The following is a 20,731-nucleotide window of genomic DNA, read 5'->3' as shown; positions in this document are numbered from 1 at the left end:
GTACCGTGCTGGGCCAGGACGGCCCAGCACGGTACGGCCCGGGTCGTTCCGCCCCGGGCCCGGTCCGGGCGATCACGCCCGGCGGGACCTCGGGGGGACGGGCCTAGCGGTAGACGCGGACGTAGTCCGCGGCGAAGGTGATCGGAGCCGTGCCCTGCGGCGCGGGGTGGTACTGGCCCGCGCTCAGGGACAGGTTGAGGATCAGGTACGCCGACCAGCCGGCACCGACGCCCTTGCCGTCCGAGAAGACCTTCGCGCCGTTGATGTACCAGTCGACCGAGTCGGCGCCGTACTGGGTGCCGACGGTGACCCACTGGTCGTGGGCGATCGCCTTCGCGTCGGTGACGTACTTGTGGTCCGCGTTGACGTGGTTGGTCAGCTCCAGCAGGTTGGCGTTGTCCGAGTGGTACTCGAAGGTGTCGATCTCGCCGTGGCTGCCGCTGGTGCCGTTCCACGTCCACAGCGCCGGCCAGGCGCCGGTGCCGGCCGGGAGCTTGACCCGGGTCTCGACGTAGTCACCGGTCTTCACCTTGAAGCCCTCGCTGGAGTACTCGGTGGTGAGCAGCCCGGTGTCCCAGGCCTGCTTGCCGTTCTCCAGGGTGTGGCTGCTCGGCTTGGCGGTGAAGGTGGCGGCGCCGCCGGAGACGGCGACGTTGTTCTTGTTCAGCCAGTCGAGCTTGTTGTCGTTGGGGTTGTGGTCGCCGTAGTGGTACGAGCTGCTCTTGTCGGCGGTCCAGCGCGAGCCGAGGGCGAGGCTGTTGAACTCGTCCGACCAGGTCAGCGACTTCCCGGCGACCGGGGCGCCGGTGGCCGGGGGCGACGGGGCGGCGGTCGCGGTGGGCGACGGCGTCGGGGTGGGCTTGGGAGTGGCCGTCGCGGTCGGCGTCGGGGTGGGGGTGGCCGTGGCGCCGGAGACCACGAGCTGGCGCGAGGGCAGGTTGTGCCAGGCGCCGCCGAGGTCCTGCCAGAAGCCGAACTGGGTGTACGTCCCGGCGGGCAGGGTGCGGGCACCGGTGGTGATCGACAGGCCGGTGGGGCAGATCTGCGCGTTGGAGACGTTGCCGGGGAAGTCGAGGTTGCGCCCGGCGGCGTCGCGGACGCCCACGCCGACGGTCTTGGCGGTGAAGCAGGCCGAGGAGTGGACGGTCAGCGCGGCCGTGGTGGCCTTGCCCGCGACCATGGTGGCCGGGGCGAGCTTGTCCTGGGTGACGGTCGGCACGGTGGCCGCCTGGGCGCCGGTGAGCGCCGGGACGCCGAGGAGCCCGGCGCCGCTGATGGCGAGCGCGCCGGTGGCGGCGACGGCGGCCTTGCGGCCTCGGTGGTTGGGACGGGCGTGGCGCGGGGTCGCGCGCCGGGCAGGCTTCTGCATGGCGGTGTCCTCTGTGACGCCTGCGAGGTGAGCTGTCGGGTTCGGGCTGAGGTTGCCCGGCCGCCTGTGGAGCGGCTTCACCCCTAGCCTCGGCCGGTACGCGGGAGCGCACGGGTCGGGCACTGACCTGGGTCCCCCGCTCCCGTCCACTGTGGTGCTCGACTGCCGACCGGCGGGTGGACAGGACTCGGCGTCCCGACGGCGGGGTCCGCGAAGACGGACTCGTGCAGGCTAGGCAGGCCGCCCGGAAGGCGACAACTCACCGGGGGATGTTGTCGCGCAGCTCACAGTGGGGCGGGGCGGAGTTGATCAAGTCGCCGGTGGAGTTGATCAGTTGGCGGTGGGGTCGGCCGGGGTGGCCGGTGGGGTCGGCCGGGCGGGCGATCGGGCCGGGAGGTCGGCCGGGCGTGGGCCTGCGCCCCGCGCGCCGGGCGCCCGGGCCGGTGCCGGGCGGTGGGTCCGCCGAGCGGCCCGGCGCCGCCTGCGGTGCCGGTGCCGCGCCCGGCGGCCGGACGGCGCGGGGTGCTGCCCCGCGGCGGGGTGCCCGCAAGTCCGCCGCGAAGGTCGGCCGGTCGGATAGGTTGGGGGTCCAGCCCTACCGCACAGACGAGAGACGAGGACCAGTCCCGCCATGACCGCGCCCCTGCCCGCCTTCGCCGGCCGCACCTACCTCTTCCAGGTCGACAACGGCGCGGCCTTCCGCAACGCCTACTCGCCGGACGGCAAGCGGCTGCGCTGGGAGGGCCTCGGCGAGTCGGCGGGCCAGTGGGAGGACGTGGCGCTCCACATCGCCGAGATCGGGCCGGAGCTGTACTTCGTCAGCTGGACCGAGCAGAGCGGCATCACCGTGAGCCATGTGATGGACCTCGGCAAGCTGACGGTGCGCGCGTTCTGGACGTACGAGGGCGAGGGCGGCCGGGTCGGCGAGCTGCACACCGGGACGCTGGAGCCGGTGGCCTGAACCGTGGCCCGGACCGTGGCCTGAGCGCCGCCGGGCCGGCCGTGCCGTGGCCGCCCGGCGCCCGTCCCGGTCAGACCGCGCGGTCCGGCACCCTGAGGCGCTGGGAGAGCCACTCCAGCGAGGACGGCAGCAGCCTGCTCCAGGTCTCGAAGTTGTGGCCACCGGTCTTCATCATGCTGTAGGAGACCTTCATCGGGCCGTGCGCGGCGGCCACGAACGCCTCGGTGTCCCGCCGGTAGTCGCCGTCGCCCTCCCTGGTGCCGGCCAGCAGCACGGACACCGCGGGCTGCGGCAGGTTCTTCAGCCGCCACATCAGGTCGGCCTCGTTGCGACGCTGCTGGCTGCCCTTGAAGAGGTCCCCGGTCGTCGGGTCGTCGGCGGCCTGGTAGTAGCCGGAGAGCGAGACGGCGGTCGGGAAGACCTCCGGGTGGCGCATGGCGAGCTTGAGGGCGCAGTAGCCGCCGGTCGAGTTGCCCATGAAGCCCCAGGCCTGCGGGTCGGAGGAGACCCGGTACGTCGCCTGGATCGCGGCCGGGACGTCCTTGGTGAAGTACGTCTCCGACTGCGCGCCGCCCGGGATGTCCTCGCACTCGGTGTCCTGCGGGAGCGCGGGCGAGGGGCGCATCAGTACCATCACGGTCGGCTGCATCCGACCCTCCTGGAGCAGCTTGAGCGCCGCGCCCGGGTAGTTCAGCCGGGTCACCAGGTTCTTCGCGATACCGGGGAAGCCGGTGCTCACGATCACCGCCGGGAACTGCTTCTGCGCGTACTCCGGCTGGAAGTACTGCGGCGGCAGGTAGACGTACCCCTCGGTGGAGAGCCGGGTGGCGGCGCCGTCGATCCGGACCTCGCGGATCTCACCGGACTGCTTCGGGTCGCGGCCCAGCGCCCCGCCGCCCTTGACGGACGCGTGCCCGATGGTCTCCACCTGCAGGCGGCCGGACGCGTCCGCCTTGTTCTGGATGACGACCGGGCCGTTGTCGCCGGTGCCGAGCAGGTCGTCCCAGCTGCTGTAGAAGGCGAAGTAGTTGTTGGCCACCAGGCCCAGTGCGGCGAGCACGGTGAGCTGGGTGGCGAGCAGCGCACCGATCCGGCCGAGCACCGCCTGCCAGGTCTTCCTCGCCAGTCTCGGCCACAGCCAGACCGTGCCGGCCGTCACCACGAGGGCGATCAATACGGTCAGTGCCAACACCTTGTGGCTCGTCAGACCCATGTCCTGCTTGCTCCCACGCCTCGAACTCCCCCGCCCCCGCCGTAAGGACAACCGGGACGGCCACCCCGGTTCCCCCGTCCACCACGGAAGCCACCGCCGAGGCTCGATCGACAACCCTAGCGGTCCACCGGGCCCGGCCGGACCCGCCGACCAGCGGGGACGGCCGGCGCGGGGTGGGCGGGGCGCGGTGGCGGGTGGAGCTCCGGGTGCGGCCGCCGCTGAGCTCGCGTCAGCTGACGCTGTTCCAGAGACGCAGGCCGGCGGTCAGTTCGCGCATGCACCGGACGCCCAGCTCCTGGGGCGAGCCCGGCCCGGTGGTGGGGGCGTCGGAGAAGGCCCACTCCTCCAGGGCCACCCGGATGGCGGTGGTCGCGGCGGCGGCCGCGAGCCGGATCTCCAGTGCGTCGGTACCCCGGGGGCAGCGGGCGGTGAGCACCGCGCGCAGCCGCTCCTCCGAGTCGGCGTGCACCCGCTGCCAGACCGAGTCGAGGCGGGGGTCACGGAGGAGGTCGCGGGTCCAGTGCATGGCCTCGACGGCGGGGGTGTCGGTCGGCGTCAGCGACTCGACCGCCGAACGCTCCAGCGCCTCGCGCACCGGCAGGTCGGCCGCGCTCTCCGCGAAGAGCAGCACCCAGCGCCGGCCGCCGGCCGCCAGCAGCGGGGCGACGGCGTCCTCCTTCACGGAGAAGTAGCGGTAGAAGGTGCGCACCGAGATGCCGGAGGCGAGTGCGATCTCCTCGGCCGTGGTCGCCTCGGCCCCGCGTTCGGCGAAGAGCGCGGCGGCCGTGCGGGCGATCTCCAGGCGGGTGATGTCGCGGCGGCGCTGGTTCAGGGTGGGGCGTCCGATCACGGGGCTCAGCGTACGCGGGCCGGTACGCGACGTGGCGCGACGTGCCGTAGTGGCGTGCCCTGCCGTAGTGGCGTGGTGTGCCGCGGAGGCGCGATCTGCCACGGCGGCGTGTCGTGCCGCAGTGGCGCGACATGCGCGGGCGGGCGACCTACGCGGGCGATGCGGGCGGCGCTGTCGGCGCGGCGCGGCGTGCCACGGCGACCTCGGGTGCCGAGACGGCAGGTCAGGACAGGGTGGCGCATCGTGCCAGCTTGGCACGTCATGACTTATTGGCACGTTGTGCCACTTCGGCGTACCGTGTCAGGCGAGGTCGCGAGACCACGAACGAACGGAGTACCACCATGGAGCGCTTCAGCGGACGGAACGTCCTGATCACCGGCGGCGGCTCGGGCATCGGCCGGGCCACCGTGCACCGGATCCTCGCCGAGGGCGGGCGGGTCGTCGCGGTCGACGTCGACGAGGACGGTCTGAAGGCCACGCTGGACCGGGCGGCCGGCGACGGTACCGCCGACCGCCTGACCACGTCGGTCGTGGACATCGCGGACGAGACTGCCGTCCGCGCGGGCGTGGCCGGGGCGGTGGCCGGACTCGGCGGGCTGGACGTCCTGGTGAACGCCGCCGGGATCCTGCGCTCCTCGCACACCCACGAGACCAGCCTGGAGTTCTGGAACAAGCTGATCGCGGTCAACCTGACCGGCACGTTCCTGATGACCCGCGAGGCGCTGCCGGCCCTGCTCGCCGGCGGCCGGGGCGTGGTGGTGAACTTCAGCTCCACCTCCGCGACCTTCGCCCACCCCTACATGGCCGCGTACGCCGCTACCAAGGGCGGCATCCAGTCGTTCACGCACGCGATCGCCTCGGAGTACGCGAAGCAGGGCCTGCGCGCGGTCTGCGTCGCCCCCGGCAGCATCGACAGCGGCATGACCAACAACCCGGGCCTGCCCGCGGACGCCGACTTCAGCCTGCTCGCCAAGCTCTCCCCCGCGCTCGGCCAGGGCTTCGCGGGCCCGGAGACGGTGGCCGGCGTGATCGCCATGCTGGCCTCGGACGACGGCGCCTTCGTCACCGGCACCGAGATCCGGATCGACGGCGGCACCCACATGTGATCCCCGGGCCGGGGCACCGGGTGGGTGCGGTGTCCCGGCGGGGCTGTTCGCGGGCGCCGAGGTGGCCTTTACTGGAAGGGAGGGCACCCGGGCCGGCGGACGGACGTCGCACGTGTCGCCGCCGCCGGTGGTTCAGCGGGCCCGCCCGGCTGGAGGCCGTGCCATGAGCTCACCTTCGCGAGAGCAGGCCTTACCCCGTCTCGTCGTCGACAGTCCCGACCGGCTGCGGGGCCGGGTCTTCGTCCTCGCCGACCAGCCGATGCTGGTCGGCCGGGACTCCACCTGCCAGATACGGGTGGGCGATCCCGGCGTCAGCCGGCGCCACGCCGTGGTGTGGCGGTCCGCGGGTCACACCACCGTCGAGGACCTGGCCTCCACCAACGGCACCCGGCTGAACGGCCACCCGGTGCAGGGGCAGCAGGAGGTGCACGCCGGGGACGTCCTGGACTTCGGCCCCTTCGAGGTGCACTACGAGGACCCGGGCGAGGCCGCCACCGTCCCCGGCCTCGGCGCGGAGGGCCCCACGGCGGCCACCCGGACCGCCGCACTGCCCCTGCCCCAGGAGCCGCCCCAGCCGCAGGGACCGCAGCGTCCGGGTCAGGCGCAGGGGCCGTTCGTGCCGCCCGCGTCACCAGGGTCGCCCGTGTCACCCGCGCCGCCGGAGCCCCCGCGCCGGTACCCGCCGCCGCACCGGCCCGCGGCGGACCGGCCCCCACCGGACCGGCGCCCACCGCCGCCCGGTCCGCCCGGCCGGCCGCTGGCACCACCGCTCGGGGCGGAGCCCCGCTTCGACGTGGGGCAGCAGCAGGCCGGCAACCTCAACAACGTCGCCGGCAACCAGTACAACTACGTGCAGGCCCGGCGGGAGAGCTTCTTCCGCGAGATCGCCGCCACCCGGACCAGGGCGCGGCACCTGGTCGTGACGGGTTTCCTGCTGTTCGTGGTCGGCGGCGCGGTCTACGGCTGGGCGATCATCGACTTCATCGCCAGGACCAACGACGCGGTCGGCTCCGACCGCCCCGACGTCACCGTGCCCAATGTGCTCGGGCCGGAGATCGGCGGGATGCCGGTGGGAGCCATCGGCTTCGGCGTGGCCGCGATCGGCAGCGTGCTGATCGTCGTCGGAATCGTCCTGCACATCGTGGCCACCTCCCGGCGGCGCCGCTTCGAGTCGGAGGAAGCCCTGCGGCTGCAGGCACCACCACCCCGCTGAACCCCGCCGGCTCCCCCACCCACGGACCGACTCCCCACCGGAGGCCCGTCATGGTCTTCAACATCGGCAACCAGCAGGGCGGCGTGGTCAACAACATCGCCGGCGACCAGACCGTCCGGGGCGGCCAGTCGGGCCACTTCACGGCCGACGGGCAGGACGTGCGCGGGCTGGTCGGCGACCTGCGCACCGCCGTCGAGCGGGCGCAGCTGCCACCGGCGGTCGCGCCCGAGGTGCGGACCGAGCTCGACGCGCTGGACGCGGAGGTCGCCCGGCCGGAGCCGGACCGCGAGGTGGTGGCGGGCCGACTCACCCGGATCACCCGGCTGCTCACCTCGGCCGGTGCGCTCGTCGCGGCCGGCACCGGGCTGCTCGGACCGCTCTCCGCGCTGGCGGGCTGGCTCGGCGCCCTGGGCCAGCCGATCCTGCGGGCCCTGGGCGGCTGAGCCCGGGTGGCGGCCGGGCCCGCGCACGGGGAGAGAGCGGGCAGGCCACCGGAGCCCTCAGCGGGCGGTTCGGGGGACGGCCAGGACCTCGGCGGGGTTGCCGACGAGCACCTGCCGGCGCAGGTCGGGCCCGAACTCGCGCTCCAGGCGCGGCCCGAGGGCCGTGAGCAGGTGGGTGGGCCCGGGGCTGTGCCGGGCGGTGCGGGTGGTGGTGTCGCCGCCGAGGAGGAGCCGGTCGGCGTGGCCGGCCTCGACCAGCGCGCCGACGGTGTCGAAGAGGTGGTGGTCGGTGGCGTGGTGGGCGCGGGAGGGTCCGTCCAGGGCCACGTAGGCGCCGGAGACGGCGAGGTGCCGGTGCAGGCGCAGGTCGGGCAGGCGGTTGAGGTGGCCGAGGATCACCCGGTGGGCCGGTACGCCGTGCCGCCCGCAGAGCAGGTCGAGGACGTCCGGCGCGGCGGTCCCGAGTTCGTGGTGGACGGCGATCGGGGCGCCGGTGGCGTGATGCGCCTCGGCCGCGGCCGCCAGCACCCGGCGGGTGTGCCCGCCGAGACCGTGGTAGTCGCCCGCCACCTTGATCAGCCCGGCCCGGACGCCGGCCGGCGCGTCGCGCAGTCCGGTGGTCAGCTCGGCGGTGAACAGCTCGGCGAGCCCGTCGTAGAGCCCGGCGAGCAGCTCCGGGTCGTAGTGGACGGCCTGGTGCAGGCCGGTGGCCGCGACCAGGTGGACGCCGGTCGCCCGGGAGAGTCCGGCGAGTGCCGAGGCGCCGCGGCCCATGCCGTACGGGGTCCACTGGACCAGTGCCCGGCCGCCGGCCGCCGCGAAGTCGCGCAGCACGCGCTCGGCGGCCACCGGGTCGTCCAGCTCCTCGCCGGGCAGCCGGGGGCTGCGCAGGAAGAGGTGGTCGTGGGCGTCGCAGACACCGAACTCGGCCGGGTCGAGGTCGCCGAGAACGGTGCGGATCACGCTGCGCCCGGCGGTGGCGGAAGAGTCGGTGACGGCGGGATCGGTGACGGCAGGACCGAGGGCCGCGGGAAGGGCGCCGGCAGCGGTGGCGTCCGCCCCGGCGGGGCCGGCGGCGGTCACGCGGCCCCGCTCCCCGCGTCCGCCCCGGCGGACCCGGCGTCCGCCTCGGCGAAGGTGGCCCTGGCCACCCGCAGGCCGGCCAGGGCCTTGGGCACGCCGACGTAGGGCGCGAGGTGGACCAGCACCTCGGTGATCTCCGCCCTGCTCAGCCCGACCCGCAGACTGTTGCGGACGTGGTCGGCGAGCTGGGGCTCCACCCCGCCGAGGGCGGTGAGCGCGGCCAGGTTGGCCACCTGACGGTCACGCAGCGCCAGTCCGGGCCGCTGGTAGGTGCCACCGAAGAGGCTGGTGACGATCCAGTCGGCGAAGCCGGGCGCCAGCTCGTCCAGGCCGCGCAGGGTGGCGGCCTGGGTCTGCGGTGCGGCGAGTTCGCCGAGGAGCGCGTAGCCCGCGGCGCGGTCGAGCGGGGCGGGGACGAGGTCGGCGGGGATCATGACGGGTGGTGGTCCTTTCACCAGTGGCGGCCGGCGGGCAGCCGGTCGAGTTCGGGGCTGGACAGGTGCAGCACCCGGTAGCGGGTGCCCGGGGCGGCCTCGGGCGCGGGACCGTTCCAGAGCGCGACGCGCAGCAGTTCCCAGCGGTCGGGGTCGACGGCCACGGCGGCCGTGTGCAGGGCGGGGTCGTCGGGCAGGGACGCGAGCGCGGCCTCGACGGCCTCGGCCGGGTCGGTGCCCTCCGGGAGTCGTTCGAGGTGGCGGGTGGCGGAGGCCGCCGTCCCGGCCGCGGCGCCGCGGCGCAGACCGGCGCCGAGCCAGTGCCGGACGACCGGGCGGCCGAAGTCGGCGCTCAGGCCCCGAAAGCCCGGGCCCCAGAGGAAGCTGTTCATGCCCTCGGGGGTGCGCCAGAGGTAGAGCGGGGCGTACTGGTTGACGGGCGAGTGGTCCTGGCCGCGCTCGCGGACCAGGTACGCCTTGAGGCCGAGGCCGGGGTAGTCGTCGAGCAGGTGGCCCTTGGCGGCGACCCGGCGGTGGATGATCCCCATGTCGTAGTCGGCGGGGAGGGTGATCTCGTACTGCATGGCGTGCACGGCGGGCTCCTCGCGGGGGCTTCGGACGGGGCTGGGGCAGGCCGGGCCGGGCGGCTCTCAGCCGGTGCGGTGGGCGGCGAGCAGCCCGAGGGCGCCCCGGACGGCCTGGTCGAAGGGCTCGGCCCGCCCGGCCGCGCGGGCGAGCACGTAGCCGCCCTGGACGACGGCGACCACGGCGGCGGCGGTGTCGGCCGGGTCGGCGGCGGGGGCGAGTTCACCCGCGGCCTGCCCCTCGGCGATCACCTCGGCGAGCCGGCCGCGCAGCCACTCGAAGGTGTCCTCGACCGGGGCGCGCAGCTGCGGGTCGGCGACGACGTCCGGATCCTGCGCCATCCGGCCGATCCGGCAGCCGCGCAGCACGTCGCGCTCGCGGCCGAGGTAGCCGGCGATCCGCTCGTAGGCGGTGCCGGGGGCGGTCAGATCCGCCTCGGCGACGGCGCGCAGCTGCTCGGCGCTGCGGCGCAGGGCGGCGGCGGCGAGGTCGGGCTTGCCGGCGAAGTGGTGGTACATGCTGCCCTGGCCGACGCCGGCGCGCTGCTGGATGGCCTTGGGGCTGGTGCCGACGTAGCCGCGTTCCCAGAGGAGGTCCTGGGTGCTCTCGATGAGGCGGTCCTGGGTTGCCATGCCGCCACTGTACCTACTGGTATGTACAGCTGTACATACCAGTAGGTACAGAATGTCGGCGGGGCCCGCGGACGCGAGTGGGCCGTGGGCCGCCCCCCGGCGGTCCGCGGCCCCGCGTGATCACCGTCCCCCGACGGGCCGCGCCGCACCCACCGGGCGGCGGTGGTGCGCGTCACGCGCGGTGCAGGGTGGTGCAGTGCGGTGCGGTGCTGAGCGGTGCGGCGTCGACGGTCAGGGCAGCTCGCGCCGGATCACCGGGGCGACCTCGGCGGCGAACAGCTCCAGCTGCTCGTGCTGGACGGACTCGGTGAGCGCGTCCACGCCGATGCCGACCACCTCGTTGCCGAACGCCTCGTGGTACCGGTGGATCTTCTCGATCACCTGCTGCGGGCTGCCGACCAGCGCCGAGCCGCGCTCCAGCGCGTCCTCCAGCGACTCGAACGGCGAGTTGTTGTGCTTGCCGGCCGCCGAGGCGAACAGCGCGTCCCAGTACGGACGGAAGCCCTCGACGGCGTCCTGCGAGCGCCGGGCGAGGAACAGGCCGCCGAAGCTCGTGCCGACCCGGGCGTCCTTCGGGTCGCGGCCGTAGTGCTCCCAGCGCTCGCGGTAGTGGTCGACCAGCGCCTTGTACTTGGCCAGCGGATGGAAGGAGTTGGCGGAGAACAGCGGGTCGCCGAAGCGGGCGGCGAGGTCGGTGGACTGTTCGCTGGTCGCACTGCCGTGCCAGACCGGGATCGGATCCTGGAACGGGCGCGGCGAGGTGGTGACCTCCCTGAGCGGCGGTCGGGTACTCCCCTCCCAGCTGACCTTCTCCTCCCGCCAGAGCCGGTGCAGCAACGCGTAGTTCTCGGCCAGCGCGTCCCACTGGCGCTCCTCCGGCAGCCCGAACAGGTCGAAGTGGCGCGGGTCGTTGCCCTTGCCGATGATCAGTTCGAGGCGTCCGCCGGAGAGCTGGTCGAGCACCGCGTAGTCCTCGGCGACCCGGACCGGGTCCAGGATGCTGAGCACCGTGACGGTGGTGAACAGCCGGATCGTGGCGGTGCGGGCGGCGATGGCGCCGAGCAGCACCGGCGGCGCCGGGGAGAGGAACGGTTCGCCGTGCCGCTCCCCCACCCCGTAGCCGTCGTAGCCGAGCCGTTCGGCGGTGACGGCCTGGTCGATGACGTTGTGCAGCTTCTCGTACGGGGTGCGCCGCACACCGGTGACGGGGTCGGGTGCGTTGGAGACGAGGGACGAGACGGTGAACCGCATGGCGGTCTCCTTGTGGGGCGTTCGGTGCTCGCTCGGCGAGGTGCGCCGGCGGCGGGAATCAACGGGAATCAACGAGGATCGACAGAAAGCCGCGGGGATCGGCAGGCAGCCGCGGGACGGCGCGGGACCACCCGGGGAGTCCGGACGCGGCCGGCGGATTCCGGCGCGCGCCGCCGCGGCCGGGCGCTCTCACACGCGCGGACGGGTACCGCGCGTCCCGACCGGCCCGGCCGCGCTCGCACGGGAGCGGCGGTGGGGCGGGAACGCCCGCGGCCGGCGCGAAGGCGGTGTCAGCGCGAGGTGCCGGCGGGGCGACAACAGCGCAGGAGGGCGGCGCGGATGGTCATGTCGGCTCCCCTTCGCCTCGCACACACACGATCCACCGCGAGCTTATGCAGCGGTCAGGGGCGGGGCAAGAGCTTGATCGGGGCCGCGGTCCTGGCAGGATGTCCGGCATGACGTACCTCGCCGCGGATGACCGCTACGCCTCGATGACCTTCCGCCGGGCCGGCCGCAGTGGCGTCCAGCTGCCCGCCGTCTCGCTCGGCCTGTGGCACAACTTCGGTGACGCCCAACCGCTGGAGGTGCAGCGGGCGGTGCTGCGCCGCGCCTTCGACCGGGGCATCACCCACTTCGACCTGGCGAACAACTACGGCCCGCCGTACGGCAGCGCCGAGCGCAACTTCGGCTACCTCTTCGCGCAGGACTTCCGCCCGTACCGGGACGAGCTGTTCATCGCGAGCAAGGCGGGCTGGGACATGTGGCCCGGCCCGTACGGCAACGGCGGCAGCCGCAAGTACCTGCTGGCCAGCCTGGACCAGTCGCTGGGCCGGATGGGCCTGGACTACGTGGACGTCTTCTACTCGCACCGCTACGACCCGGACACTCCGCTGGAGGAGACGATGGGCGCGCTGGACGCGGCGGTGCGCTCGGGGAAGGCCCTGTACGCGGGGATCTCCAACTACCCGGCGGAGCAGCACCGGGAGGCCGTGGCGATCCTGCGCGAGCTGGGCACCCCGGTGCTGCTGAACCAGTCCGCCTACTCGATCCTCAACCGCTCCGTGGAGGAGGGGGTGCTGGACGCGGTGGGCGACACCCGGACCAGCCTGATCGCCTACTCCCCGCTCGCCCAGGGGCTGCTGACGGACCGCTACCTGTCCGGTGACGTGCCGGCCGGGTCGCGGATGTCGGTCGGGCGGTTCCTGAAGGAGGAGGCGCTGACCGGTCCGAAGCTGGAGCAGCTGCGCTCGCTCGCCAAGGTGGCGGAGCGGCGCGGGCAGACCCTCGCCCAGCTGGCCCTGTCCTGGGTGCTGCGCGACGACCGGGTGGTTTCGGTGATCATCGGCGCGAGCAGCGTTGCCCAGCTCGACCAGAACATCGACGCGCTGAACGGCGGCCCGCTGACCGCCGAGGAGCTGGCGGAGATCGACGCGCTCAGCCGCTGAACCGCCCCGCCCCGGCAGCTCGCACGGTGCGTCCCGAGCCTTCTCGGGCCGTACCGCGTGACCTGCCGGGGCTTCGGGCGTTGTACCGTCCGCACACGTCCTTCGAGACCCGGGAGTCCCCGTGCGGACGATCCTCCTGCGCGCCCTGGCGCGCTTCGCCCGGCAGCTGGCGCTGACCTCGCCCGTGCCGTTCCCCTTCCTGCCGGGGACCTTCCCCCACCCGCTAGCGGCGGCCGACGCCGAGCGCGGGTAGCACCGTCTCGGCGACCCGGTGGGCCTCTTCGAGCAGCGGGTTGCCGGAGAGGATGAAGGTGTCCACACCGAGCGACTCGAACTCCTGGAGGCGCTCGACGACCTGGGCGGTCGAGCCGACCACCGCCGTGCCGGGGCCGGGGCGGAACAGGCTCATCCCGGGCCAGAGGTTCGGATAGCTCTCCAACTCCCGCGCGCGCGCCGGCACTTTGCCGCCGTGCTGGCGGAACTGGCGCTGCCAGCCGACGCCGTCCTCGCCGGCGGCCCCGCCGAGCTGGCGGGCGTAGGTGGCCTCACCGGTGACGTCGAGCAGCCGGTCCGCGGCGGCCCAGGCCTCGTCCTCGGTGTCGCGGACGATCAGGTGCAGCCGCAGGCCGATCCGTAGGGTGCGCCCGTGGGCGGCGGCGCGCTCGCGGACCAGGTCCAGCTTCTCCTTGAGCTGGTTCGGCGGTTCACCCCAGGTGAGGTAGACGTCCACGTGCTCGGCGGCCATCTCGATGCCGGCCGCCGAACTGCCGCCGAACCAGAGCGGGATGCCGCCCGGCTGGACGGGGGTGAGTTCGCGCAGACTCGCGCCGGCGTTCTTCAGGTCGTAGAACTCGCCCTTGTGGTCGAAGACTTCACCCGAGGTGAGCCGCCTGACGATCGACCAGTACTCGGCGCTGAGCCGGTACCGGTCGTCGTGCTCGACGTCCAGGCCGTACTCGCGCAGCTGCGCCGTGGAGCCGTTCACCACGTTGAACCGCAGCCGGCCGCCGTGCAGGTGGTCGAAGCTGAGGGCCATCTTCGCCAGCAGGGTGGGCGAGATGAGACCGGGGTGGACGGCCAGCAGGGGCTTGAACGCCGGGGTGGTGGCGGCGGCCAGCGCGTTGCCGAGGTCCCACACGTCGTAGAGGTCGGTCGCCAGCAGGGCGCCGGTGTAGCCCAACCGCTCCACGCTGCCCGCGAGTTGCTGGAGGTAGCGGAGGTCGACCGGGCGTCGGCCGGCGGGCTCCCAGGGGTAGTGGCCCTCGCGCGGGATGATGTACCAGAGGACTTCGGAGGCCATCGGGTCAGACCGCCTTGGCGAGTGCGGCGGCCACCGGGGCCTCCAGCGCGGGCAGATGGGCGTCGGCCACGGTCAGCGCGCGGTCGATGAAACCGACGCCGTGGAAGATGTCCGCGGCCTCCTGCTGCTCGGCGACGAACTCCGCGGTGGCGGGCTCCAGTCGCCACGGCAGGGCGGCCAGCGCCTGCTGCCAGTCCTCGACGGCGCCGCCCAGGTCGGCGGCGGCGATCGCGGCCGCCTCGGCCGGGTTGGCGGCCACCCAGGCGTCCGCCCGGCGCAGCGCGGCGCTGATCGCGGCGACCGCCTCGGGCCGCTCGGTGGCGAAGTCCCGGCGGGTGAAGAACACCGAGCGGTCGGTGATGACGTCACCGGTGCGGATCAGCTCGCGGAACCGCCCGCTCCGGCGGGCGGCCGCCAGTTCGGCGCCCTGGGCGATCCAGCCGAGGATCTCGCCGTCGCGCAGCCGCTGCGCCTGGTCCTCGTCGACGGCCGGGCGGACCGGGGTGACGTCGCTCGCGTAGGAGAGGCCCTCGGCGTGCAGCGCCTTGGCCAGCAGGTGGGTCTGCCAGGACCCGACGCCCAGCACGACGGTGCCGCCCTTGAGATCGGCGACGGAGGCCACCGGCCCGTCGGCGAGCACCAGCAGCGCGCCGTGGTCGGGGCGGGGCGCGGAGACCGCCGCGTACACCAGGTCGTGCCCGGCGGCCTGGGCGGTGACCGGCGGGGTGGAGCCGGTGCCGCCGAAGTCGATCGTGCCGTCGGCGAGCAGGGCGCCCGTCCGGGTGCCGTCGGCGTAGTGGTGGAAGGCGCCGGTCTCACCGAGCGGGGCCAGCTCCTCGTCCAGGTAGGTCAGGCGGGAGAGGTAGTAGAGCGAGGGGTTGCTGGCGTGGACGCCGAGGGTGATGGCCATGGGGATCTCCGTTGGGCTTGCGGGGGCTGGGCGGGCGGTGGGGGCAGACGGGGGCGGCGGGCAGCGGGGTCAGTGGACACCGAGGTCGGCGAGCAGGCGGCGGCGCAGCTCGGCGAAGGCCGGGTCGGCCGGGTCCCGGGGGCGGTCGACGGCGACCCGTTCGTCGCGGACGAGCCTGCCGTCGCGCAGGACGGCGACGCGGTCGGCGAGCCGGACGGCCTCCTCCACGTCGTGGGTGACCAGCAGGACGGCCGGGCGGTGGCGGCGCACGAGGTCGCCGACCAGGTCCTGCATGCGCAGTCGGGTGAGTGCGTCCAGCGCGGCGAACGGCTCGTCCAGGAGGAGGAGCTGGGGCTCCCGGACGAGAGCCCGGGCGAGTGCCGCCCGCTGCGCCTCGCCGCCGGAGAGGGTGGCCGGCCAGGCGTCGGCGTGCTTCTCCAGCCCGACCTCGGCGAGCGCCCGCAGTGCGGTCTCCCGGGTCGCGGCGCCACGCGGCAGGCCGACGGTGACGTTGGCGAGCACCCGCTTGGACGGGACCAGCCGCGGCTCCTGGAAGACCACGGTGCGGACCGGCGGGACGAGCACCGTGCCCGCGTCGGCCTTGTCCAGGGCGCCGAGGATCCGCAGCAGGGTGGTCTTGCCGGTGCCGCTGGCGCCCAGCAGGGCGACGAACTCGCCGCGGGCGATGGAGAGATCGACGCCGTCGAGGACGGCCCGGGTGCCGAAGACCCGGCGCAGGCCGCGCAGGTGGACGGCGGGGGTGGCGGGGTCGGCCCCGGCGGGGGCCTCAGGGGCGATGGTGGTCGGGGTGCTCATCGGCCCGCTCCTTGGGTGGCCTTGCGCCAGGGCATCAGGAAGCGCTCCAGGAGGCGGACGACGCCGTCCGCGGTGAGGCCGAGCAACCCGTAGATCAGGATGCAGACGGCGAGGATGTCGGTGCGCGAGAAGTTCTGTGCCTGGGCCATCAGATAGCCGATGCCCTCGGTGGAGTTGATCTCCTCGGCGGCGATCAGCGCGATCACGCTGAGCGTCATGGACAGCCGCAGCCCGGAGAGCAGCGAGGGCAGCGCGCCGGGCAGCACGACGGTCCGGACGATCGCCCAGCGGCCGAGGCCGAAGCTGCGCATCGCCTCGATCAGCTTGCGGTCGGTGTTGCGCACGCCCCCGGAGGTGGAGACGTACATCGGGAAGCTGGTCGCGACGCCGATCAGGGCGATCTTCGCCGTCTCGGTGATGCCGAACCAGACCATGAAGAGCGGCACCAGGGCGAGGAACGGCACCGTGCGCAGGACCTGCACCGCGGAGTCCAGCAACTCCTCGCCCAGCCGGAAGAACCCGGTGACGACACCGAGCACCAGCCCGACGCCGGCCCCGAAGAGGAGGCCGAGGCCGGCCCGGGTGAGCGAGACGGTGAGCGCGTCGGCCAGCTGGCCGTTGCCCCAGAGCTCGCCGACCGCGTCGGCCACCTGGGCGGGCGAGGCGAGCACGTCCTGGGTGAGCGCGCCGGTGGCGGAGGCCAGCGCCCAGCCGCCGAGCAGGGCGAGCGGGCCGATCGTGCGCAGGATCACCGCGACCGCGCGCGGGCGGGGTGCGGGCAGCCGGGTCCGCGGGGCGACCAGGCCGGCTTCGAGCGCGGCCGCGGTACCGTCGTCGGCCGTGGTGGCGGGCGTGTCGGGCGCCGCGGAGCGCCTGCCCGTCGCGGCGGCGGGAGCGTTGGTCACGGTGCTCACTTGGCACTGTCCGCGAGGGTGGTGATGTCGATCAGGTACGGCTTGACGTCGACCAGCTGCTTGGTGACCTTCTGGTCGGCGAAGAACCGGGCCACCGTGCCGAAGCGGGCGGTGTCGGCCTCGGAGATGACGTCGGCGGTGGCGCCCTGCCGGGTGACGGCGATCGCGATCTCCTTCTCCGCCGGCGTGACGGCGGTCGGACCGGAGTCGGTGAACACGTTGAGGTAGGCGGCCGGGTCGGCCTTCTCCTTCAGGCCGCCCTCGTGCAGGTAGCCGTAGAAGGCCTTGACCACCTCGGGGTGCTTCTCGGCGAAGCCGTTGCGCACCGCCCAGACCGCGTAGTTGTCGGAGCCGACCTCCTTGCCGTTGACCAGGAAGTGCGCGCCCGAGTTGGCGATCGACGGGGTGGAGAAGGTGTTCCACGTCGCCCAGGCGTCCACCTGACCGGAGTTGAAGACGCCCGAGGTCTGGTCGGCGCGCAGGTAGACGCGTTCGACCTTGTCGGCCGGGACACCGTTCTTCTCCAGTGCCTTGAGCAGCAGGTACTCGCTGGTGCCGCCCTGGCTCACCGCGACCTTCCGGCCGACCAGGTCCTGGACGGTCTTCACGGGCGAGTCGTTCTTCACCAGGATGCCCTCGCCCACGGCGTCCGGCGCCGTCTGCGCGAACAGCTTGAAGCCGGGCTTCTGGGCCAGCGCGGCGACGGCCGAGGTGATCGACCCCAGGGCGACGTCGAGCTGGTCGGCGGAGAGCGCCTGGGCGGCGGGCGCGAACGGGCCTGCGCTGCCCGTCCAGGCGACCTTGGCGTGCACGGTGGCGAGGGCCCTGTCCAGCGAACCGTCCTTCTTGCCCAGGGCGAGGAAGCCGGTGTTGCCCGGGTCGGGCAGACGCAGCACCACCTCGGCCTTGCCTCCCCCGTCGGCGGAGGCCCCGGCCCCGCCGGCGGACGAGCCGCAGGCGGCCAGGACGGTGGTGGCGAGCAACGCGGTGGCGGCGAGGGCGGGACGAGGGGTCTTCACGGTCGAACTCCTGGGGGGATCGGCAGGTGGTCGGGGCGGCGGAGGAACAACGGGTCGGGGCGGCGGCGTCAGGCCGGCCCGGCCGCGCGGCGGCGGTCGGCGAGCAGGGCGCGGGCGGCGCGCAGCGGCTCGGGATCCGCCCAGGCCCGGACGTCGACGGGGGCGGCGAGGAAGCCGTGGCGGTGCAGGAACCGCTCCTGCTGCTCCAGCAGGCCGAGCCGCTCCTCGGAGAGGTCGAGGTGCAGGGTGCGGTGGCTGCCCGCCGCGTACGCCCCGGCAACGCCCTCGGCACCGGCGCCGGTCTCGGCCCGCAGGATCCGGGCCACCTCGGCGGGATTCCCGGCGGCCCAGTCGGCGGCCTCCAGCAGCACGGCCAGGAAGCGGACGACCAGGTCGGGGTGGTCGTCCAGCAGCCGCTGGTGGACGGTGACCGGGCGCGGCGTGCCGTTGTTGACCCGGGTGCGGCGGTCCGGCGCGGTGTCCAGCTCGATCGCGACCTCGGCGCCGAACCGGCGGGCCGCCTCGACGGCCAGCGCTCCCTTGACGTAGACCGCGTCCACCGCGCCCTCGCGCAGCGCGGCCAGTTCGGCGGCCCACTGCCCACCCCCCGGGGCGGCCGGGACGTCGGCCAACTCGGCGTCGTCCAGGGTGAGTCCGGCCGGGGCGAGGGCTCCGTGCAGACCGGCCAGGGCCATCGCCCGCCAGAAGTCGATGCCGATCCCATGGCGTGGGACGGCCAGTCGCAGGCCGCGCAGCTGCGCCGCCGAGGTGATGCCGCTGCCGGCCCGGACCAGGACGACCTGACGCTCCTCGATCCAGGTGAGGCCGATCAGCCGGGTCCGCTCGCCGCGCGAACGGGCCCAGAGCGCCGGCACGTTGCCGCCCTCGCGGAACAGGCCGGTGAGGGCGTGGGTGTAGTGGTGGTCGGCGGCCACCTCCGACGGGGCGTCCTGGAGCGAGCGGACGGTGATGCCGTCGGCGGCGAACTCCCGGGCGAAACGGCCCTGGTCGGCGGCGATGCCGGTGGCGGTGGGGACGGGGCAGCGGGTGAACCAGAGGGTGTCCGGGGCGTCGGGTGCCGCGTCGACGGCGGCGGAGCGGGTGTGGCTGGGCACGGTGGCTGGTCCTCTGCGGCTGGGTGTGCGCGGGCGCGGCGGAGCGCGGCACCGGGCGTGGGTTCGTCAGGGGGCGTGGGCTGCGGCGCAGCCGTCCGGTCGGCCCGCGACGGTGCGGGGCGATGCCGGGAACTGCGGGGACGTGTGGAGAGGTGCGGCGTTCCGGCGGGCGCGGGGGCCTCGACGGGTCAGCGACAACAGGCGCAGGGGGCGGGGCACCGGTGGGTCGTCACGGCGCTGCTCCTTCCTGCCGGTCGGGTGGTGCGGTGGTCAACTCGGGCGCCGGACGGGGCCGTCCGGTGCGATGTGCCGAGCGTTCCACGGCAGGGGAGCGCGAAGCAAGCTTTTGCCACATGGTGGGATCACTTGTTCATCAATGCCATCCCATTGCAATGCCACCGACACAATCCGGCAGCACCCGCTGCCATAGTCTGGAACCGACTCCGGTGGACCCGCCGGGGCGCCGGACCGAACGCGAGGTGTCATGGCCGAGGCCGCCACCGCCGTCCAGAGCCCGCCGGCCGGTGCGCAGGCCGTCCAGCGGGCCCTCGGGCTCCTGCACTGCTTCCACGACAACGGCCCCGACCTGAGCGCCTCGGACCTGGCCCGCCGGATGGACCTCTCGGTCTCCACCGCGCACCGCCTGGCCCGCACCCTGGTCAGCGCCGGCTTCCTGGAGCAGGACGAGCAGACCGCCCGGTACCGGCTCGGCCCCGCCGTCGCCGAACTCGGCCAACTCAGCTTCCACCAGCGGGGGCTGCACCTGGCCGCGCCCGAACTCGACCTGCTCGCCAAACGCACCGGCGCCACCGCGGACCTCGCGATCCGCAGCGGCCCGCACGCGGTCATCCTGGTCGGCGCCTCCGTCCGCCCGGACAGCGGGCTCGGGCTGCGCCGGCCGCTGCACTCGACGGCCCTGGGCAAGGTCCTGCTGGGCTGGCCGCGCACCGGCGAGTCGCAGCCGGTGTCGATCGGCCCGATGCTGCCGTTCACCGACCGGACCATCACCGAACCTGAGCGGCTGGCCGCGGAGTTGGCGAAGGTACGGGCCGCCGGCTACGCGCTCAACGACGGCGAGTCGGCCGCCGGGGTCCGCACGGTGGCCGTCCCGGTCCTGGACGGTGCCGAACAGGCCCGGTTCGCCCTGGCCGTCCGCTCGACGCCGGCGCATCTGACCGACGACCGTCTGGACTGGTTCCTCGGGCACGCGCGGACCTGCGCGGCCGCACTCGCCGTCCTGCTGCTGCCGCCCGACCAGCGGGCCTGACGAAGCGTCAATACGCGTGTGCGGGCCGGGCGTTCGAAAGAACGCCCGGCCCGCACCGCGGGACTCACCGGCGGATCACGCCACCGGGGTGTACTTGTAGCCCACCCGGCGGACCGTCACGATGCTGTCCCGGTAGGCCGCGCCGAGCTTGCGGCGCAGGCGCGCCACGTGCACGTCCACCGTGCGGCCGTCACCGACGTGGCCGTAGCCCCAGACGGCGGAGACCAGGTGGTCACGGGTGTGCACGCGCTGCGGGTGCTCGGTCAGGTGCGCCAGCAGCTCGAACTCCAGGTAGGTGAGGTCGAGCAGTCGCCCGTCGACGTAGGCGTTGCGGCGCTCGACGTCGACGGCGATGCCGTGACCGGCGGGCCGGACCGGACGGACGACGGCCGGCGCCGCCACCTGCGCCTCGGAACGGCCCTGGAACCGGTCCTGGGCCCGGCCCTGACTCTGGGCGGCGTGCACCTGCGCGGCCGCGGCCGGGCCGTTCTGGACGGGAGCCGCGGGAACGGCCCCACCGAACGGCGCGCCGCCCTCGGCGGGCACGAGCACCAGGTAGCCGACCATCGGGTGGCCGGCCGCACCGCCGAACTGCGCGCCGTACTGGGCGAGCAGGGCCTGCGGCAGCGAGCCCTGCGGGAGCGCGGCCACGACGGTGGCCCCCTCCGGCAGTGCCGCGAGCAGCGCCTGCGGCGGCTGTACGACCTGGCCGGTCTGCGGCGCCGGGGCCGGCGTCGGGGCGTGCGTCAGGAAGTGCGACGGGGCCTGGCCGGCGCCCGGGTGCTGCGGGGCGGCGGAGTGCTGA

General features: G+C 74.3%; 22 protein-coding genes and 1 riboswitch. Of the genes, 7 read left to right on the top strand and 15 right to left on the bottom strand.

Annotation, left to right across the window (positions count from 1 at the left end; genetic code table 11):
• Positions 1 to 103 precede the first annotated feature (103 nt).
• Entirely contained in the window at positions 104 to 1,369 is a 1,266-nt protein-coding gene (locus ACFVYI_RS33700; RefSeq protein ID WP_387892617.1) for a family 16 glycosylhydrolase, read from the bottom strand.
• Between the two features lie 2 nt (positions 1,370 to 1,371).
• A riboswitch (cyclic di-AMP (ydaO/yuaA leader) is annotated at positions 1,372 to 1,536 on the bottom strand.
• A 464-nt stretch (positions 1,537 to 2,000) separates the two neighbouring features.
• On the opposite strand from ACFVYI_RS33700, the gene ACFVYI_RS33695 reads away from it, so the two are divergent.
• Positions 2,001 to 2,330: a hypothetical protein gene (locus tag ACFVYI_RS33695; RefSeq protein WP_360639011.1), complete on the top strand. Its 330-nt coding sequence runs from the start codon at positions 2,001 to 2,003 to the stop codon at positions 2,328 to 2,330.
• A 70-nt stretch (positions 2,331 to 2,400) separates the two neighbouring features.
• On the opposite strand, the gene ACFVYI_RS33690 is transcribed toward ACFVYI_RS33695, so the two are convergent.
• Together ACFVYI_RS33690 and ACFVYI_RS33685 are read right to left on the bottom strand one after the other, a co-directional pair.
• Positions 2,401 to 3,543: an alpha/beta hydrolase gene (locus tag ACFVYI_RS33690; protein WP_387892615.1), complete on the bottom strand. Its 1,143-nt coding sequence runs from the start codon at positions 3,541 to 3,543 to the stop codon at positions 2,401 to 2,403.
• Between the two features lie 229 nt (positions 3,544 to 3,772).
• Positions 3,773 to 4,393 carry a TetR/AcrR family transcriptional regulator gene (locus ACFVYI_RS33685; RefSeq protein WP_387892613.1) on the bottom strand — a complete coding sequence of 207 codons (621 nt, stop codon included), beginning with the start codon at positions 4,391 to 4,393 and terminating at the stop codon, positions 3,773 to 3,775.
• Between the two features lie 341 nt (positions 4,394 to 4,734).
• Between ACFVYI_RS33685 and ACFVYI_RS33680 the strand changes: the two genes are divergently transcribed.
• The 3 genes from ACFVYI_RS33680 to ACFVYI_RS33670 all read left to right on the top strand — a co-directional run bounded on the left by ACFVYI_RS33680 (position 4,735) and on the right by ACFVYI_RS33670 (position 7,155).
• Positions 4,735 to 5,499, top strand: a complete 765-nt coding sequence (locus ACFVYI_RS33680) for an SDR family NAD(P)-dependent oxidoreductase (RefSeq protein WP_387892611.1) — start codon at positions 4,735 to 4,737, stop codon at positions 5,497 to 5,499.
• A gap of 163 nt (positions 5,500 to 5,662) precedes the next feature.
• Positions 5,663 to 6,712 (top strand): FHA domain-containing protein, encoded by a 1,050-nt coding sequence (locus tag ACFVYI_RS33675; RefSeq protein WP_387892609.1) that lies wholly within the window; start codon positions 5,663 to 5,665, stop codon positions 6,710 to 6,712.
• Positions 6,713 to 6,762: 50 nt separating this feature from the next.
• Positions 6,763 to 7,155 (top strand): hypothetical protein, encoded by a 393-nt coding sequence (locus tag ACFVYI_RS33670; protein WP_387892608.1) that lies wholly within the window; start codon positions 6,763 to 6,765, stop codon positions 7,153 to 7,155.
• Between the two features lie 57 nt (positions 7,156 to 7,212).
• Here ACFVYI_RS33670 and ACFVYI_RS33665 read toward each other — a convergent pair whose 3' ends face one another.
• From ACFVYI_RS33665 to ACFVYI_RS33645, 5 genes are all read right to left on the bottom strand, one after another.
• Complete coding sequence (locus tag ACFVYI_RS33665) at positions 7,213 to 8,118, bottom strand: phosphotriesterase (protein ID WP_387892626.1); 906 nt, start codon at positions 8,116 to 8,118, stop codon at positions 7,213 to 7,215.
• Between the two features lie 116 nt (positions 8,119 to 8,234).
• The gene (locus ACFVYI_RS33660; protein ID WP_387892606.1) at positions 8,235 to 8,672 is read right to left on the bottom strand and encodes a carboxymuconolactone decarboxylase family protein; all 438 of its coding nucleotides are present in this window, start codon (positions 8,670 to 8,672) and stop codon (positions 8,235 to 8,237) included.
• Positions 8,673 to 8,689: 17 nt separating this feature from the next.
• The gene (locus ACFVYI_RS33655) at positions 8,690 to 9,265 is read right to left on the bottom strand and encodes a DUF4865 family protein (RefSeq protein WP_387892604.1); all 576 of its coding nucleotides are present in this window, start codon (positions 9,263 to 9,265) and stop codon (positions 8,690 to 8,692) included.
• Between the two features lie 57 nt (positions 9,266 to 9,322).
• A complete protein-coding gene (locus ACFVYI_RS33650; RefSeq protein ID WP_387892602.1) occupies positions 9,323 to 9,889 on the bottom strand; it encodes a TetR/AcrR family transcriptional regulator in 567 nt (188 codons plus the stop codon).
• Positions 9,890 to 10,120: 231 nt separating this feature from the next.
• On the bottom strand, positions 10,121 to 11,140 hold the full coding sequence (locus ACFVYI_RS33645; protein WP_387892601.1) for an LLM class flavin-dependent oxidoreductase: 1,020 nt from the start codon (positions 11,138 to 11,140) through the stop codon (positions 10,121 to 10,123).
• A 455-nt stretch (positions 11,141 to 11,595) separates the two neighbouring features.
• Here ACFVYI_RS33645 and ACFVYI_RS33640 point away from each other — a divergent pair, with 455 nt between their 5' ends.
• Together ACFVYI_RS33640 and ACFVYI_RS33635 are read left to right on the top strand one after the other, a co-directional pair.
• The gene (locus tag ACFVYI_RS33640) at positions 11,596 to 12,585 is read left to right on the top strand and encodes an aldo/keto reductase (RefSeq protein ID WP_387892599.1); all 990 of its coding nucleotides are present in this window, start codon (positions 11,596 to 11,598) and stop codon (positions 12,583 to 12,585) included.
• A 121-nt stretch (positions 12,586 to 12,706) separates the two neighbouring features.
• A complete protein-coding gene (locus ACFVYI_RS33635) occupies positions 12,707 to 12,838 on the top strand; it encodes a hypothetical protein (protein WP_387892597.1) in 132 nt (43 codons plus the stop codon).
• On the opposite strand, the gene ACFVYI_RS33630 is transcribed toward ACFVYI_RS33635, so the two are convergent.
• From ACFVYI_RS33630 to ACFVYI_RS33605, 6 genes are all read right to left on the bottom strand, one after another.
• Positions 12,809 to 13,885, bottom strand: a complete 1,077-nt coding sequence (locus ACFVYI_RS33630) for an LLM class flavin-dependent oxidoreductase (RefSeq protein ID WP_387892596.1) — start codon at positions 13,883 to 13,885, stop codon at positions 12,809 to 12,811. The two genes, ACFVYI_RS33635 and ACFVYI_RS33630, sit on opposite strands and share 30 nt — an antisense overlap.
• A 4-nt stretch (positions 13,886 to 13,889) precedes the next feature.
• Positions 13,890 to 14,795 (bottom strand): ABC transporter substrate-binding protein, encoded by a 906-nt coding sequence (locus ACFVYI_RS33625; RefSeq protein ID WP_387892594.1) that lies wholly within the window; start codon positions 14,793 to 14,795, stop codon positions 13,890 to 13,892.
• Positions 14,796 to 14,864: 69 nt separating this feature from the next.
• Positions 14,865 to 15,611, bottom strand: coding sequence for an ABC transporter ATP-binding protein (locus tag ACFVYI_RS33620; RefSeq protein WP_387892593.1), 747 nt, complete (start codon positions 15,609 to 15,611; stop codon positions 14,865 to 14,867).
• Positions 15,608 to 16,414 carry an ABC transporter permease gene (locus ACFVYI_RS33615; protein ID WP_387892624.1) on the bottom strand — a complete coding sequence of 269 codons (807 nt, stop codon included), beginning with the start codon at positions 16,412 to 16,414 and terminating at the stop codon, positions 15,608 to 15,610. Before ACFVYI_RS33615 ends, ACFVYI_RS33620 begins: the two co-directional genes overlap by 4 nt.
• A gap of 107 nt (positions 16,415 to 16,521) precedes the next feature.
• Positions 16,522 to 17,544 (bottom strand): NrtA/SsuA/CpmA family ABC transporter substrate-binding protein, encoded by a 1,023-nt coding sequence (locus ACFVYI_RS33610; protein ID WP_387892592.1) that lies wholly within the window; start codon positions 17,542 to 17,544, stop codon positions 16,522 to 16,524.
• A gap of 68 nt (positions 17,545 to 17,612) precedes the next feature.
• Positions 17,613 to 18,659, bottom strand: a complete 1,047-nt coding sequence (locus ACFVYI_RS33605) for an ABC transporter substrate-binding protein (protein WP_387892590.1) — start codon at positions 18,657 to 18,659, stop codon at positions 17,613 to 17,615.
• A 484-nt stretch (positions 18,660 to 19,143) separates the two neighbouring features.
• Between ACFVYI_RS33605 and ACFVYI_RS33600 the strand changes: the two genes are divergently transcribed.
• Complete coding sequence (locus ACFVYI_RS33600) at positions 19,144 to 19,926, top strand: IclR family transcriptional regulator (RefSeq protein ID WP_387892588.1); 783 nt, start codon at positions 19,144 to 19,146, stop codon at positions 19,924 to 19,926.
• A 75-nt stretch (positions 19,927 to 20,001) separates the two neighbouring features.
• On the opposite strand, the gene ACFVYI_RS33595 is transcribed toward ACFVYI_RS33600, so the two are convergent.
• Positions 20,002 to 20,676, bottom strand: a complete 675-nt coding sequence (locus ACFVYI_RS33595) for a winged helix-turn-helix domain-containing protein (protein WP_387892622.1) — start codon at positions 20,674 to 20,676, stop codon at positions 20,002 to 20,004.
• Positions 20,677 to 20,731 lie beyond the last annotated feature (55 nt).

This window comes from Kitasatospora sp. NPDC058218, from assembly GCF_042882445.1.
Classification (GTDB): domain Bacteria; phylum Actinomycetota; class Actinomycetes; order Streptomycetales; family Streptomycetaceae; genus Kitasatospora.
Note: the sequence above shows the minus strand (reverse complement) of the source record. Positions and strands in the feature narration are given on the sequence as shown.

Coding starts and splice junctions, on each gene's coding strand:
- ACFVYI_RS33700 (WP_387892617.1), bottom strand. CDS start 1,369: ATGCAGAAGCCTGCCCGGCGCGCGACCCCGCGCCACGCCCGTCCCAAC.
- ACFVYI_RS33695 (WP_360639011.1), top strand. CDS start 2,001: ATGACCGCGCCCCTGCCCGCCTTCGCCGGCCGCACCTACCTCTTCCAG.
- ACFVYI_RS33690 (WP_387892615.1), bottom strand. CDS start 3,543: ATGGGTCTGACGAGCCACAAGGTGTTGGCACTGACCGTATTGATCGCC.
- ACFVYI_RS33680 (WP_387892611.1), top strand. CDS start 4,735: ATGGAGCGCTTCAGCGGACGGAACGTCCTGATCACCGGCGGCGGCTCG.
- ACFVYI_RS33675 (WP_387892609.1), top strand. CDS start 5,663: ATGAGCTCACCTTCGCGAGAGCAGGCCTTACCCCGTCTCGTCGTCGAC.
- ACFVYI_RS33670 (WP_387892608.1), top strand. CDS start 6,763: ATGGTCTTCAACATCGGCAACCAGCAGGGCGGCGTGGTCAACAACATC.
- ACFVYI_RS33660 (WP_387892606.1), bottom strand. CDS start 8,672: ATGATCCCCGCCGACCTCGTCCCCGCCCCGCTCGACCGCGCCGCGGGC.
- ACFVYI_RS33650 (WP_387892602.1), bottom strand. CDS start 9,889: ATGGCAACCCAGGACCGCCTCATCGAGAGCACCCAGGACCTCCTCTGG.
- ACFVYI_RS33645 (WP_387892601.1), bottom strand. CDS start 11,140: ATGCGGTTCACCGTCTCGTCCCTCGTCTCCAACGCACCCGACCCCGTC.
- ACFVYI_RS33640 (WP_387892599.1), top strand. CDS start 11,596: ATGACGTACCTCGCCGCGGATGACCGCTACGCCTCGATGACCTTCCGC.
- ACFVYI_RS33630 (WP_387892596.1), bottom strand. CDS start 13,885: ATGGCCTCCGAAGTCCTCTGGTACATCATCCCGCGCGAGGGCCACTAC.
- ACFVYI_RS33625 (WP_387892594.1), bottom strand. CDS start 14,795: ATGGCCATCACCCTCGGCGTCCACGCCAGCAACCCCTCGCTCTACTAC.
- ACFVYI_RS33620 (WP_387892593.1), bottom strand. CDS start 15,611: ATGAGCACCCCGACCACCATCGCCCCTGAGGCCCCCGCCGGGGCCGAC.
- ACFVYI_RS33600 (WP_387892588.1), top strand. CDS start 19,144: ATGGCCGAGGCCGCCACCGCCGTCCAGAGCCCGCCGGCCGGTGCGCAG.